This window comes from Streptomyces sp. NPDC059788, assembly GCF_042732265.1.
Lineage (GTDB): Bacteria > Actinomycetota > Actinomycetes > Streptomycetales > Streptomycetaceae > Streptomyces.
In genome coordinates this window covers 34,817-48,025 of the sequence record NZ_JBHWHY010000019.1, presented here as the reverse complement: position 1 = coordinate 48,025, position 13,209 = coordinate 34,817, and the positions used below count along the sequence as shown (strand labels likewise).

General features: G+C 73.2%; 13 protein-coding genes. 2 read left to right on the top strand and 11 right to left on the bottom strand.

Annotation, left to right across the window (positions count from 1 at the left end; all coding sequences use genetic code 11):
- Nucleotides 1-34: 34 nt before the first annotated feature.
- The 11 genes from ACFV57_RS18280 to ACFV57_RS18230 form a co-directional block, all read right to left on the bottom strand.
- Complete coding sequence (locus ACFV57_RS18280) at nt 35-1,444, bottom strand: amidase (protein WP_385232681.1); 1,410 nt, start codon at nt 1,442-1,444, stop codon at nt 35-37.
- A 109-nt stretch (nt 1,445-1,553) separates the two neighbouring features.
- Nucleotides 1,554-2,444, bottom strand: a complete 891-nt coding sequence (locus tag ACFV57_RS18275; protein ID WP_385232679.1) for a GNAT family N-acetyltransferase — start codon at nt 2,442-2,444, stop codon at nt 1,554-1,556.
- A gap of 102 nt (nt 2,445-2,546) precedes the next feature.
- Nucleotides 2,547-3,761, bottom strand: coding sequence for an acyl-CoA dehydrogenase family protein (locus ACFV57_RS18270; protein ID WP_385232676.1), 1,215 nt, complete (start codon nt 3,759-3,761; stop codon nt 2,547-2,549).
- A gap of 9 nt (nt 3,762-3,770) precedes the next feature.
- Nucleotides 3,771-4,841 (bottom strand): phosphotransferase family protein, encoded by a 1,071-nt coding sequence (locus ACFV57_RS18265; protein ID WP_385232674.1) that lies wholly within the window; start codon nt 4,839-4,841, stop codon nt 3,771-3,773.
- A gap of 216 nt (nt 4,842-5,057) precedes the next feature.
- The gene (locus tag ACFV57_RS18260; RefSeq protein WP_385232671.1) at nt 5,058-5,396 is read right to left on the bottom strand and encodes a DUF202 domain-containing protein; all 339 of its coding nucleotides are present in this window, start codon (nt 5,394-5,396) and stop codon (nt 5,058-5,060) included.
- A 3-nt stretch (nt 5,397-5,399) separates the two neighbouring features.
- Nucleotides 5,400-5,810 (bottom strand): YidH family protein, encoded by a 411-nt coding sequence (locus tag ACFV57_RS18255; RefSeq protein ID WP_385232668.1) that lies wholly within the window; start codon nt 5,808-5,810, stop codon nt 5,400-5,402.
- A 100-nt stretch (nt 5,811-5,910) separates the two neighbouring features.
- Complete coding sequence (locus ACFV57_RS18250) at nt 5,911-6,444, bottom strand: NUDIX hydrolase (protein ID WP_385232665.1); 534 nt, start codon at nt 6,442-6,444, stop codon at nt 5,911-5,913.
- Nucleotides 6,445-6,500: 56 nt separating this feature from the next.
- Nucleotides 6,501-7,265 carry a glucose 1-dehydrogenase gene (locus ACFV57_RS18245; protein ID WP_385232663.1) on the bottom strand — a complete coding sequence of 255 codons (765 nt, stop codon included), beginning with the start codon at nt 7,263-7,265 and terminating at the stop codon, nt 6,501-6,503.
- A gap of 89 nt (nt 7,266-7,354) precedes the next feature.
- Nucleotides 7,355-8,008: a TetR/AcrR family transcriptional regulator gene (locus ACFV57_RS18240; protein WP_385232660.1), complete on the bottom strand. Its 654-nt coding sequence runs from the start codon at nt 8,006-8,008 to the stop codon at nt 7,355-7,357.
- A gap of 68 nt (nt 8,009-8,076) precedes the next feature.
- Nucleotides 8,077-8,988 (bottom strand): MBL fold metallo-hydrolase, encoded by a 912-nt coding sequence (locus ACFV57_RS18235; RefSeq protein ID WP_385232657.1) that lies wholly within the window; start codon nt 8,986-8,988, stop codon nt 8,077-8,079.
- A 218-nt stretch (nt 8,989-9,206) separates the two neighbouring features.
- Nucleotides 9,207-10,097 carry a DMT family transporter gene (locus tag ACFV57_RS18230; RefSeq protein WP_385232654.1) on the bottom strand — a complete coding sequence of 297 codons (891 nt, stop codon included), beginning with the start codon at nt 10,095-10,097 and terminating at the stop codon, nt 9,207-9,209.
- Between the two features lie 210 nt (nt 10,098-10,307).
- On the opposite strand from ACFV57_RS18230, the gene ACFV57_RS18225 reads away from it, so the two are divergent.
- Both ACFV57_RS18225 and ACFV57_RS18220 read left to right on the top strand, forming a co-directional pair.
- Entirely contained in the window at nt 10,308-11,963 is a 1,656-nt protein-coding gene (locus ACFV57_RS18225; RefSeq protein WP_385232651.1) for an FAD-binding dehydrogenase, read from the top strand.
- Between the two features lie 274 nt (nt 11,964-12,237).
- On the top strand, nt 12,238-13,191 hold the full coding sequence (locus ACFV57_RS18220) for a hypothetical protein (RefSeq protein WP_385232648.1): 954 nt from the start codon (nt 12,238-12,240) through the stop codon (nt 13,189-13,191).
- The last annotated feature ends 18 nt before the right edge of the window (nt 13,192-13,209 follow it).

The following is a 13,209-nucleotide window of genomic DNA, read 5'->3' as shown; positions in this document are numbered from 1 at the left end:
CCATCTCTGGCGAACAGCACCGGTCACCCGCACATCAGGTCAGCTCGGGGCGCCGGTGCCGCACGGGGCTGACTGTCTCAAGTGCGGCACCGAGGCGCAGCAGGGTCGATTCGTCGTACCAGCGAGTGACAAGCTGGATGCCGATCGGCAGGTTCTCGCTGGTGGCCCCGAAGGGAAGCGACAGCGCGGGCAGGCCAGTGAGGTTGAACGGAACGGTCGCGCGCATGATGCCGCGTGCCGGGACGGTGACGTCTTTGACATCGAACTTCGATCGAGCGTGCGGTGGGGCGGGGATGGGGCACACGGGGCACAGCAGCACGTCGTAGCACTCGAAGTATCCGGCGAACAGGGAACTGAGCGCCTCGACCTGCTGCTGCGCGGCGATGTAGTCAGCCACCGTCACCTCCGGCGCGCTGATCGTCCGCTGGATGACGCGGTGCAACTCGGACTCGCGGCCGGCTACGACCCGCCGGAGGTACGGCACGACCTCAGCGGTGAACAGCACTGCGCTCAGCGCGGTCCCGTCGAGGGTCTCCAGTCCCCTCAGTGGAGCGGGCTCGACGCTACAGCCCAGCGCCCGCAACGCGTCGGCCGCTTCCATGATGGTGGCTGTCACCTTGGGGTCCACTGGGCCGAAGGCAGGTTCGGCCGCCCAGCCCACCCGCAGCCCGGCCACGTCGCTCGGCTGGCCGACATCTCTCGGCGAGTGCCGTACGTAACCGTCAATGCCGTCGGGCCCTGCGAGGATGTTCAACGCAGTCATGATGTCCCGCACGCTCCGGGCCATCGGGCCGACGTGCCAGTAACGGCGCGGAACCTCGGGCCAGTGTCCGGTGATCGGTATCCGTCCCCGGGTCGGCTTCAGAGCGACGATGCCGGTGTCGTGGGCCGGCCCCCGCACCGAAATGGCGACGTCACTGCCCAGCCCGAGCGGCGACATCCCGGCGGCGATCGCGGCCGACTCCCCGCCGCTCGAACCGCCCGGAGTCCGCTCGCTGTCCCAGGGGTTGCGGGACCTGCCGACGACCAAGTTGTCGGTCTCGGTCCAGTAGGAGAATTCGGGCAGGTTGGTCTTGGCCAGCGGAATCCCGCCGACGGCCCGGAGCCGGGCCACTGCGGTCGCGTCCCTCACGGGAACGTGGTCCCGGAACAACGACGAGCCGCGCGTGGCCACCATCCCCGCCACATCCAGCGCGTCCTTGACCGTGAACGGAACACCGTGCAGCGCACCCACGGTGCCGCCCGCCGCCACCGCTCGATCGGCGGCACGCGCCGCCTCAAGCGCCTGCTCGGCGGCCACCGTCACGACGGCGTTGACCCTCGGGTTGACCGCCTCGATGCGGTCCAAGTGCGCTTGCACCACCTCCACCGCGGAGATCTTCCGCTTGCGGATCAGCTCCGCCAGTTCGGTCGCATCCCGGTAATAGATCTCGTCCTCGCCCACCGAACCCCCTTCCGCCGCACAGTGAGATCACGATACGTGCAGAACCCACAGCAACCATGCTCAAGGTCATTTCGGTAGGGGTTCCAACTGATCATTCTGAAATGATCACTTAGGCCCCGCCGATCCGCTTCTCGAACCAGTGGTGCGCGTACGGCTCGTCGTTGAAGGCCGCGACCTCCTCGAAGCCGTAGGAGCGGTACAGGTCGATCGCGCCGCCGAGATCCTTGTTGGTGTCCAGGCGGAGCGCGCCACGGCCGTGCCGGACGGCCCGCGCCTCCAGCTCGCCCAGCAGTCGGCGGCCGAGGCCGAGCCTGCGCGCCCGGGGCGCCACCCACATGCGTTTCACCTCGGCCGCCGCGCCGGACGGCAGTTTCAGACCGGCGCAGCCGACGGGTTCGCCGTGCAGCCGGGCCACCAGGAACAGGCCGTTCGGCGGCCGGAGTCCGCCCGTGTCGGGCAACAGGCTCCGGGCGGGGTCGAAACCGGTCTCGAACTGCGCCTGCATCTCGGTGAAGTAGGACCGCAGACAGTGCCGGGCGTCCGGGTGGTCCGGGTCGACGACGTCCAGCGTGACCGTCGTGGCGGTCAGCAGCCGGTCGACCTCGGCCATGGCGGCGACCAGCCGCGCGCGCTGGGCCGTGTTGAGCGGCTCCAGCAGGGAGCCGGCGAGTTCGTCGCTGCGGCCGTCGAGCGCGGCGTGCTCCGCGCGGCCCGCCTCGGTGAGCCGGACGGTGCGCACCCGCCGGTCCCGGGGCTGCGGCTCCACGATCACCAGGCCGTCGGCCTCCAGGGCGCGCAGCAGCCGGCTCAAGTAACCGGAGTCGAGTCCGAGGCGTTCGCGCAGCCGCCGCACGTCCTGCCCCTGCCCGCCGATCTCCCAGAGCAGCCGGGCCTCGCCGATGGGCCGGTCGCGGCCGAGGTAGTGGTCGTGGAGCACGCCCACGCGTTCGGTGACGGTGCGGTTGAACCGCCGCACCTGGTCGATCTGTGCAGCATCCATTCTCTGACATTAGTCAGAGAAGTCGGTGCGGGTCCAGCGGACCGCGGCGGCACCGGGCCCGGAGTCCGCCGGGGCGTGCGCTTCGGCGGACTCCGGGGGTGCTCACATGTGGCGCTTCAGCTCCCGGCGCGCCAGCGACCGCTGGTGCACCTCGTCCGGGCCGTCCGCGAGGCGCAGCGTGCGGGCCGCCGCCCACAGCTCCGCCAGGGGGAAGTCCTGGCTGACGCCGCCCGCGCCGTGCAGCTGCACCGCCTGGTCGAGGATGTCCACGACCGTCCGCGGCGTGGCGATCTTGATGGCCTGGATCTCCGTGTGCGCGCCCTTGTTGCCGACGGTGTCCATCAGCCACGCGGTCTTCAGCACCAGCAGCCGCAGCTGTTCGACGGCCACCCGCGCGTCCGCGATCCACTGCTGTACGACACCCTGGCGCGCCAGTGGCTTGCCGAAGGCCGTACGGGTCACCGCGCGGCGGCACATCAGCTCGATGGCGCGCTCGGCCATGCCGATCAGCCGCATGCAGTGGTGGATGCGGCCGGGGCCGAGCCGGGCCTGCGCGATGCCGAAGCCCCCGCCCTCCTCGCCGATCAGGTTCTCGGCCGGTACGCGGACATCGTGGAAGGCGACCTCGGCGTGACCGCCGTGGTAGTGGTCCTCGTAGCCGTACACCCGCATGGCGCGGCGGACCTCGACGCCCGGGGTGTCGCGCGGCACCAGCACCATCGACTGCTGGCGGCGCGGGTCGGCGCCGTCCGGGTCGGTCTTGCCCATCACGATGAAGATCCGGCAGGCCGGATGCATCGCGCCGGAGATGTACCACTTGCGCCCGTTGATGACGTAGTTGTCGCCCTCCCGGTCGATGCGGGTCTCGATGTTCGTGGCGTCCGAGGAGGCCACCTCGGGCTCGGTCATCGCGAACGCCGACCGGATCTCGCCCGCCAGCAGCGGCCGCAGCCACTGCTCCTGCTGCGCCGGGGAGCCGAACTGGGCCAGCACCTCCATGTTGCCGGTGTCCGGCGCCGCGCAGTTCAGCGCGGTCGGCGCCAGCTGCGGGCTGCGGCCGGTGATCTCGGCCAGCGGCGCGTACTGGAGGTTCGTCAGCCCCGCCCCGTACTCCTCGTCCGGCAGGAACAGGTTCCACAGGCCCTGCCCGCGCGCCTCGGCCTTCAGGTCCTCCACCACCGCCGGGGTGTCCCACGGCGAGGCGAGCGCGGCCCGCTGCTCGTCGGCGACCGCCTCGGCCGGATACACGTGCTCGTCCATGAAGGCCAGCAGCCTGCCCCGCAGCTCTTCGGTGCGGGCGTCGAATGCGAAGTCCATCGGCGTGCCTCAGCCTTCCTTGGCGGTCGTCAGGGTGTCGAGGGTGGCCAGGCCGCGGCGGATGAAGACCGGCACCAGCTCGCCGATCCGGTCGAAGCCCGCGCCGAGCGTCTGCCCGAGCGTGAAGCGGTAGTGGATGCCCTCCAGGATCACGGCGAGCTTGAAGTACGCGAACGCCGTGTACCAGGCGATGTTGGACACGTCCCGGCCGGACCCGGCCGCGTACCGCGCGATCAGCTCGGCGGGCTCCGGATGGCCGGGCGCGCCGCGCGTCGTGGCGATCGGCGAGCCGGGCACGTCCTCCTGCTCGCTGTACATCACCAGCAGCCCGAGGTCGGTCAGCGGATCGCCGAGCGTGGACATCTCCCAGTCCAGTACGGCCGTGATCCGGTCGTCGGCGCCGACCAGGACGTTGTCGAGCCGGTAGTCGCCGTGCACGACGGCGGGCGCGGGGGAGGCGGGCAGCGCGGCGCCCAGCGCCTCGTGCAGTGCGTCGATGCCCGGCAGGTCGCGGTTGCGCGACGCCGCCAGCTGCTTGCCCCAGCGGCGCAGCTGCCGCTCCAGGAAACCGTCGGGCCGGCCGAAGTCGTCCAGGCCGACCGCCGCCGGGTCCACGGCGTGCAGTGCCACCAGCGTGTCGACGAGGGAGAGCACCACACCGCGGGTCCGCTCCGGGCCCAGCCCGGCGAGCTGCTCCGCCGTCCGGTACGGCACGCCCTCGACCAGCTCCATCACGTAGAACGGCGCCCCGAGGACCGCCTCGTCCTCGCACAGCAGCAGCGCCTCGGGGACCGGTACCGCCGTCGGGTGCAGCGCGCTGATCACCCGGAACTCGCGCGGCATGTCGTGCGCGGTGGCCAGGACGTGGCCGAGCGGCGGGCGGCGGACGACCCAGTGGGCGGTGCCGTCGGTGACCCGGTAGGTGAGGTTGGACCGGCCGCCCTCGATCAGCTCGGCATCCAGCGGTCCCCGTACCGACCCGGGGCGCTCCCGGTCCAGATGCTCCCGCAGCCGCTCCAGGTCGAGTCCCGGGGGGCCGGGCCGGTCCGGGGGCTGTGGGGGAGGGGTGCCCTTGCTCATCGTGCTCCTCCGTACGCAAAGGGGCGGTCGCCCCGGTCGGGCGGCCGGTACGATCATGCCGACTAGTCGGTATGGAGTCCAGGGGGCATCCGTGGGGAGTGGGTCACGCGGCCGGAAGGGGCCGGTGGCTCTGGGGCCGGTGGCTCTGGGACGGAATCTCCGGGGACGGTGTCCGTGGGGCCGGAGTCCGGGCGGGCGGAGTCCGCGTGGGCGGTCTCAGATCAGGATCGCCGCGCCCAGAACCGCCAGCGCGCAGGTGCAGGCGGCCAGCGTCAGGGCCGTGCGGGCGGACAGGGCCGGCGGACGGCCGTCGCACATGGCCCGCATCCGCACGTGCGCCGCCGCCACGAACGCGATCCACACCAGCATCACCAGCGCCGCCGCGACCACCGTCACCGGGCCCGGGGCGCGGTGCTGGACCAGCTGGCGCCCCGCGAGGATCGCGACCAGCGTGCAGGACAAGGTGGTGCGCCGCCAGGCGAGACGGGTGCGCTCCGGTTGCAGCCCCGGATCGCGGGCCGGGCGGGGCCGCTCCGGCGGCGGGGAACCGGTCATCGGTCAGCGCGTCCAGCCGGCGGCGACGAGCACCACCATCGCCGCCGCGAGCAGACCGACGGCTACCGCCAGTACGGCCGGGAAACGGGACGCGGGCAGATCCTCGCCGCGCCGCATCGCCCGCTCGCAGCGCACCCAGTGGTTGACCGCCCGCACCGCGCACAGCGCGCCGCCCACCAGCAGGACCACCGTGAACGTCACCCGCAGCACATCGTGCAGCCGGGGCAGGAACTGGTCCACCGCGAACCCGCCGCCCACCAGCGCCAGCCCGGTCCGCAGCCAGGCCAGGAAGGTGCGTTCGTTGGCGAGGGAGAAGCGGTAGTCGGGGGTGGTGCCTTCCTCGCGGACGCGCGCGGGCGTGAACCACAGCCGTACGCCCGCGCCGATCGACCGCAGTCTGTCGGTGAGGATCATGGCCTGAACCCTACGCTGTGCCGCTCCGGCAGCCGTCCCCCGGCGGTCGCCTCTCCCGGCTGCTCACCGGCGACCGCTTCTCCCGGCCGCCCGCCGCGGGCTACTGCTCCCGCGCGGCCCGCCACTCCCGGAGCCGCAGGTAGGCGGCCATGCCGTCGGGCGTCCACTCCCACTGCGGAATGCGCCGCTCCAGCTCCTCGTCGGTGAGGAAGGCGTGCCAGGCCACCTCCGACTCCTGCGGCCGCACGGGCAGTGTGCAGCGCACCTCGTAGACCGCCGACCACCAGGTGTGCTCGGGCGTCTCGTACAGGAACTTGAACAGCGGGACCGGCTGCGGCAGGCCGGTCACGCCCAGCTCCTCCTCCGCCTCGCGCAGCGCGGTCTCGTCGTACGTCTCGCCCGCGCCGACCACCCCGCCGACGAACATGTCGTAGTGCGAGGGGAACACCAGCTTCTCCGCGGTACGGCGGTGTACGAAGACCCGGTCCTCGGCGTCCCGGGCGAGGATGAACGCGCACCGCGTCCGCAGCCGGTGGGCGTAGGTATCGCCCCGCCGGGCCTGTCCCACGACCTCGTCGCTCTCGTTGACGACGTCGACGATCTCGTCCGCGCTCAGTGGCTGCTGTCCGTCCATGGCCCCATGCAACCAGCCCGCCGTCCCCCGGGGCGCCACGGGCCCCGGGTCACGCGTCACTGCCCCATGACGTAGCGGACCGTCGGCCCGGAGGTCCAGCCGCCGTCCACCGCCAGTTCGGCCCCGGTGACGTACGACGCCGCGTCGGACAGCAGGAACACCACCGCCTCGGCGACCTCCCCGGCCTCGCCGACCCGCCCCATCGGCGTGTTCGGGTACTTGCCCGCGCCCCGCTCGATGCCCGCCTGCTCGGTCATCGGGGTGAGGGTCATGCCGGGGTGCACCGAGTTCACCCGGATGCGTTCGGTGCCCAGCTCCACCGCGCCGATCTTCGTCAGACCGCGTACGCCCCACTTGGAGGCGCCGTAACCGCCGGTCAGGGCCAGGCCCATGAGGCCCGCCGCCGAGGAGATGTTCACGATCGACCCCGCGCCGCGCTCGCGCATCGCCGGGAGCACGGTCTTCATGCCGATGAAGACGCCGGTCAGGTTCACGTCGAGAACCTTGCGGAAGAAGTCGACGGAGACCGAGTCCAGCGGCTGACCGGTGGCTATCCCCGCGTTGTTCACCAGCCCGTCGATGCCGCCGAACGTCTCGGCCGTGAAGTCGGCCGCCCGCTGCCAGTCGTCCTCCGACGTCACGTCGTGCGCGAGGAACCGGGCGCGCTCGCCGAGCCGTTCGGCCGTCGCCCGGCCCTCGTCCAACAAAATGTCGGTGAGGACGACGTGCGCGCCGGCCGCGACCGCCTGCTCGGCGGCGGCGGCCCCCAGGCCGCGTGCGGCGCCGGTGATGATGACGGTCTTGTCGTGTAGGTCGGGCATGTGCAACAGCTCCTAGCGAACGGGCCGGATGAACCGGAGGGGCGGGTAGGACAGGCGAGACGGGCGGGACCGGTGATGCCTGGGCGGCGTCAGGGATGCGGGGCGGCGGGCGGGGCCAGCAGGAACGCCACCGTGGTGCCGGTGAGGTCGGCGAGGAACAACTCCTCGTACGTCAGCGGCCGGACGCCGTCCAGGTACTGCCGGGCCCGGTCGGCCAGCGCCGCGCCGACCAGCGTCAGTGCCAGGTCGATCCGCTCCAGCCGCAGCGCCTCGGGCAGGCCCGTCGCGACGAGCGCGTCCTCCGCCAGTCCGATCAGCCGCCAGGTCGCGGTGCCCTCCAGGGCGGGGTGCGGGGTGCGCGTCCGTACGCCGCTCTCGTGGGTCAACTGGGCGGAGATGCGCAGGCAGCGGCGGCCCCGGTCGTCGCGCAGCTGAGTCGCCTCGGCGGCGACGAGCGCGCCGACCAGGGCGCGCAGACCGGGGCCGGACGCACCGGCCCGTGCCTCCACGGCCGCCAGCGCGGGCGCGAGCACCGCCTCCGTACGGGCCAGCCGCCCGGCCATCACGGCGTCCAGCAGCCCGGCCCGCGAACCGAAGTGGTACTGGACGGCGGACGGGTTGTTCTGCCCGGCCAGCCGCACGATGTCGCGCGTCTGCGCCCCGTCCACGCCCTGTGCCGCGAAGAGCTCCTCCGCGGCGCGCAGCAGCTTCTCCCGGGTCCCGGCCCCTGACGCCCTGGTCATGCGGGCACTCTAATGCTGGGCATTATTCAGTGTCGAGGGCGCCTCGTCGGTGTCGGTGGCGTCTCGTCTCACCAGCGCACGGCCGTGAAGTCGACCGGCCGCGGCCGCAGCTCCCGGGTGCGGGCGGCCAGCCCCCGTATCCGCCCGGCCATGTCGTCGGCGGGCAGCCGCTTGCGGTCGCCGTGGCCGGGCAGCAGCCACTCGAAGCGCAGTCCGACGGCGGTCCGGGCCAGGGAGGCGGCCAACTCCTCGATGGAGTACCAGGTGACGCTGTCCGCCACCTCGATGTCGCCGGTCGTGCGCGACCAGTAGAAGCTGTCCCCGCTGAAGCAGTACCGCTCGTCGGCGACGAAGAGCACGCTGCCCTCGGTGTGGCCGGGCAGCGGGTGGGCGAGCACGCCCTCGGCGATCTCGGTGGCCCCGGTGCCGCGCAGGACGTGGTCGGCGTCGGGCACGGAGTCCAGGTCGCCTTCGTGTATCCACAGCCGGGCCCCGAACCGGTCGGCGTAGCGGCGGCCGTGCGCCACGTGGTCCCGGTGGGTGAGCAGGACGTCGGTGACCGGGCCGAGCGCCTCGTACCGGGCGGCGAGCGGCTCGCTCCAGCGGGGCGTGTCCACCATCATCAGCGTCCCGCCGGGGCGGTGCAGGAGGTAGGAGTTGGCGCCGGCGGTGTGCGGCGAGTTGTGCCCGCACAGCAGGACGTCGGTGTCGCCGAGCCGCAGGGGGTAGGGGTCGAGGGCCGGGTCGAGCCGCCGTACGGGATGGCGTATGGAGCGGGTGTGACACGCGAACGCGGCGGCGTGCAGCTGCCGTTCCTCCGCCGCGTCGCGCGGCTGCCGTACGACCTCGGAACGGCCGCCGGACTCGGCGATCAGGCCGGGGGCGAGCTGCCGGGCGACGTCGCAGTTCGTGCAGCGGTCGTCGACGTACCAGGCGTTCTCCGGTGTGGAGGCGGGGTCGGTGACGTGTGTGCCGTTCATGGCGTCCCTCACTCTTCGGGCGAGCTTTGTGCGCGGGGGGTGGTGGGGTCCGTAGGAGAAGAGGTATCGCGGGGGCCGCGCGAAGAGGAAGGGGTGCCGGGGCTTGTTTCTGCTGGTCAATGGGTCTCTCACGGGGGTGGTACTAGGTCACTGCTGATGCGTGCATGACAATGCACGACGGGCGCGGCGAACCGCTTCCGGTCCGCCGGCCGCCCCGCTCACCCCGCCTGCAACTGCCGCACCCGCTCCGGCCGCCCGGCCGCCCCCGCGGGCATCGCCGGATGCCGGCCGATCAGGACGATGCCGCCCACAACCGCCGCCAGCCCGGCCGCCTCCCAGACGAGCGCACCGGTGGTCAGGTTCAGCCGGTCGCCCAGGAAGCCGACCCCGCAGACGATGCCCGCCAGCGGCTGGGCCGCCGTCAGGGCGGGCAGCGACATGCGCAGGGGCGCCGTCTCGAAAGCGCTCTGGACCAGCACCAGCGCGAAGACGCCCAGCGCGAGGACCGCGTACGGCTCCCAGCCGGTGAGCAGCGCCGCCCAGCCGCCGTGCCCGAACCGCTCGCCGCTGATCCGGGTCAGGGCGTCCTGGAGCCCGTACAGCAGTCCGGCCGCGATGCCCAGCAGCGCCGCCTCCCGGCTCATCCGTACCCGCTTGGCGCAGGCCGCCAGCAGCAGCGCGAGGGCCAGGACCGCGCCCATGACGAGCCAGTGCCGCAACGGGTCGGCGACGCTGCGGCCGCCGTGCGGCTCACCGGCCACGATGAACGCCGTCACGCCGCCCGCCAGCAGCCACAGGCCGCCCCAGCCCTGCCGTCCCAGCCGTTGCCGGGTGAGGAGTCTGGACAGGGCCATCGCGAAGAGCAGATTCGTGGCCAGCAGCGGTTCGACGAGGGTGACCTCCCCCATGCCGAGCGCCGCGGCGCCCAGCGCCATACCGGCGGCCATGAAACCGATGCCGGCCAGCCAGCGCGGCATCCGGGCCAGGTCGAGCAGCAGCCGCAGGGAGAGGAAGTCCTGCATCGGGGCGCGCTGGGCCGCGCACTGCTGGAGCACGAAGCCGAAGCCCAGACAGCCGGCCGCGCTCACGGCCAGCAGGAACACCGTCACGTCACGCACCTCAAGTCGAGCGGGGCGATGGGGACTTGGCCGAGGATAGCGAGCCGCCCGGCCGCCCGCCGCCGGCGGACGCCACCGGGTACCCGCCCGGGGCGTCCCGAACCCGCGGTTGACGCACCGCCCGGCCGCGCTGAGGATCGGTAGCCACGATGGCGGCCGGGCCCTCCGGTGCGCCGCGGCGAGGAGAGAAGACTGGCGGACATGGCCTACGACGCTGACGTGATCGTGATCGGAGCAGGTCTGGCCGGGCTCGCGGCCACCGCCGAGCTGGCCGAGGCGGGGCGCAAGGTGATCCTCCTGGACCAGGAGCCGGCCGGCGGTCTCGGCGGCCAGGCGCACTGGTCCTTCGGCGGTCTCTTCCTCGTCGGCTCGCCCGAGCAGCGGCGGCTGCGCATCCGCGACAGCCGCGAGCTGGCCTGGCAGGACTGGCTCGGCGCGGCGGCCTTCGACCGTCCCGAGGACCACTGGCCGCGCAAGTGGGCCGAGGCGTACGTCGACTTCGCGGCGGGGGAGAAGCGCGCCTGGCTGCACCGGCAGGGCGTCCGGTTCTTCCCGGTCGTCGGCTGGGCCGAGCGCGGCGGCTACGCGGCCACCGGACACGGCAACTCCGTACCCCGCTTCCACATCACCTGGGGCACCGGTCCCGGCCTGGTCGCGCCCTTCGAGCGGCGGGTGCGGGCCGGAGTCGCGCGCGGCCTGGTGGAGCTGCGCTTCCGGCACCGCGTCACCGGCCTGGGGCGCAGCGCGGGCACCGTCGACACCGTCACCGGCGAGATCCTCCAGCCGTCGGACGCCGAACGCGGCACGCCCAGCAGCCGCGAGGTGACCGGCGCCTTCGAGCTGCGCGCCCAGGCCGTGATCGTCACCTCCGGCGGTCTCGGCGGCAACCACGACCTGGTGCGCGCCAACTGGCCCGAGCGGCTGGGCAGGCCGCCGGAGCGGATGCTGTCCGGCGTGCCCGCGCACGTGGACGGCCTGATGCTGGGCATCGCCGAGGCGGCGGGCGGCCGGATCGTCAACCGGGACCGTATGTGGCACTACACCGAGGGCATCGACAACTGGGACCCCATCTGGCCCCGGCACGGCATCCGCATCCTGTCCGGCCCGTCCCCGCTGTGGCTGGACGCGCGCGGCAAGCGGCTGCCGGTGCCGCTGTTCCCCGGCTTCGACACGCTCGGCACGCTCGAACACATCATGCGCACCGGCTACGACCACACCTGGTTCGTGCTCACCCAGAAGATCATCGAGAAGGAGTTCACCCTCTCCGGCTCCGAGCAGAACCCGGACCTGACCGGCCGCAGCGTACGGGAGGTGCTGCGGCGGCCCCTGCCCGGCGCCCCGGCACCGGTCCAGGCGTTCATGGACCGGGGCGCGGACTTCGTCGTCGAGCGCTCGCTCGGCGGCCTGGTACGGCGGATGAACCAGCTGACCAAGGAGCCGCTGGTCGACGAGGCCGCGCTGCGCCGCGAAATCGTCGCGCGGGACCGCGAGATCAGCCACTCCTTCACCAAGGACCTCCAGGTCACCGCCATGCGCGGGGCGCGCAGGTACCTGGGCGACCGGCTGATCCGTACGGCGCCGCCGCACCGTCTGCTCGACCCCAAGGCCGGCCCGCTGATCGCCGTACGGCTGAGCATCCTCACCCGCAAGACGCTCGGCGGCCTGGAGACCGATCTGTCCTCGCGGGTGCTGACCGAGGGCGGCGAGCCGCTGCCCGGTGTGTACGCGGCGGGTGAGGCGGCGGGCTTCGGCGGGGGCGGCGTGCACGGCTACCGGTCGCTGGAGGGGACCTTCCTGGGCGGCTGCATCTTCTCGGGGCGTACGGCGGGACGGGCGGCGGCGAAGGCGGTGGGCTGAGCGCGCGGGCGACGAGCGCGTACGGGACGGGCCCGACGGGGCGGGCCGGGGCCCGGTCCGCCGCGGCAGCAGCCCCGGCGCTTATTGACAAGTGTGTTGACGGGCAAGGCAGTTGGCTTTCCGGCCATTCTCCGAACCGCCTTGACGCGTGGCTGCGCCTGACGCTTTGCTGTGCGTGACCTAATGGTGTCGATCAGTGCACCAATTCTGCACATGCGCGCCCGGGATGCGGCGCGTCCGGAGGTGAAGCGCGCGTCGTGGAGTGTTCCTGCCCGTGACCCCTCCGCCGCCCCCTCCGCTGGGCCGATCCCGCCGCAAGGACGCACCGGTCCTCGACCCGTGCCTGGACGACGCCCAACTCGCCGCCACCGTCGACGCCCTGGCGCACGGCCGCTGGGTCCGGGTACGGACGCTGCTGTCCGACACCGGTACGGACTGGGACCTGCGGGGCCACCGCCTGGTGGTGCTCGCCGAAGGCACCGCCAGCGCCGCCTGGGCCGGTGACTGGCGCCTGGCCGAACCGGACAGCGCCGACGCCGCCACCCTGCTCGCCTGCGCCCTCGTCTTCCAAGCGCTGCGCGGCAGGAGCAGCGAGCACGCGGCGCGCGAAGCCTGCCGCCTCGCCGCCGCCATGGCGCCCCGCGACCCGACCCCCTGGCTGGGCCTGCTGATCCTCGCCCGCCGCACCGGCACCCCCGACGAACGCGAGCACGCCTTCGACCAGGTGCGGGCCCGGCACCCGGACCACCACCACGCCCACCACCTGATGGCCGCCTGCCTGGCCGAGCAGCGGCAGGGCGGCGCCGACGACCCGCTGCACCAGGTCTACGACTTCGCGTACTGGGCCGCCGAACAGGCCCCGGCGGACTCGCCGCTGGCGATCCTGCCCGTCGTCGCGCACGCGGAGCGCTACCGGGCGCTGGCCGCCGCCGGTGTCGAACCCGCGGACCCGGCGGCTTCCGGCCACTGGTCCACCCGCCGCGCCCGCCAGGTCATGAAGGCGGCCTTCGACTGGTGGCTGGAGTGGGAGGGCGAGGGCCACCCGCGCCGCAAGGTGGACCTCAACTTCCTCGCCCACGCCAAGTACCACGAAGGGCGGATGGCCGAGGCCGCCGCGCTCTTCCACCGCATCGGCCCGCACGTCACCGCCGCGCCGTGGTCCTACCCCGACCGGGACGCCCGCAAGGCCTTCAAGGCGGCCCGCGACACGGCGTTCGGCACCGCCTGATCCCCGGCGCCCGGCCCC

Coding starts and splice junctions, on each gene's coding strand:
- ACFV57_RS18275 (WP_385232679.1), bottom strand. CDS start 2,444: ATGGATGCTGCACAGATCGACCAGGTGCGGCGGTTCAACCGCACCGTC.
- ACFV57_RS18255 (WP_385232668.1), bottom strand. CDS start 5,810: ATGATCCTCACCGACAGACTGCGGTCGATCGGCGCGGGCGTACGGCTG.
- ACFV57_RS18240 (WP_385232660.1), bottom strand. CDS start 8,008: ATGACCAGGGCGTCAGGGGCCGGGACCCGGGAGAAGCTGCTGCGCGCC.
- ACFV57_RS18235 (WP_385232657.1), bottom strand. CDS start 8,988: ATGAACGGCACACACGTCACCGACCCCGCCTCCACACCGGAGAACGCC.
- ACFV57_RS18260 (WP_385232671.1), bottom strand. CDS start 5,396: ATGACCGGTTCCCCGCCGCCGGAGCGGCCCCGCCCGGCCCGCGATCCG.
- ACFV57_RS18245 (WP_385232663.1), bottom strand. CDS start 7,265: ATGCCCGACCTACACGACAAGACCGTCATCATCACCGGCGCCGCACGC.
- ACFV57_RS18265 (WP_385232674.1), bottom strand. CDS start 4,841: ATGAGCAAGGGCACCCCTCCCCCACAGCCCCCGGACCGGCCCGGCCCC.
- ACFV57_RS18270 (WP_385232676.1), bottom strand. CDS start 3,761: ATGGACTTCGCATTCGACGCCCGCACCGAAGAGCTGCGGGGCAGGCTG.
- ACFV57_RS18250 (WP_385232665.1), bottom strand. CDS start 6,444: ATGGACGGACAGCAGCCACTGAGCGCGGACGAGATCGTCGACGTCGTC.
- ACFV57_RS18225 (WP_385232651.1), top strand. CDS start 10,308: ATGGCCTACGACGCTGACGTGATCGTGATCGGAGCAGGTCTGGCCGGG.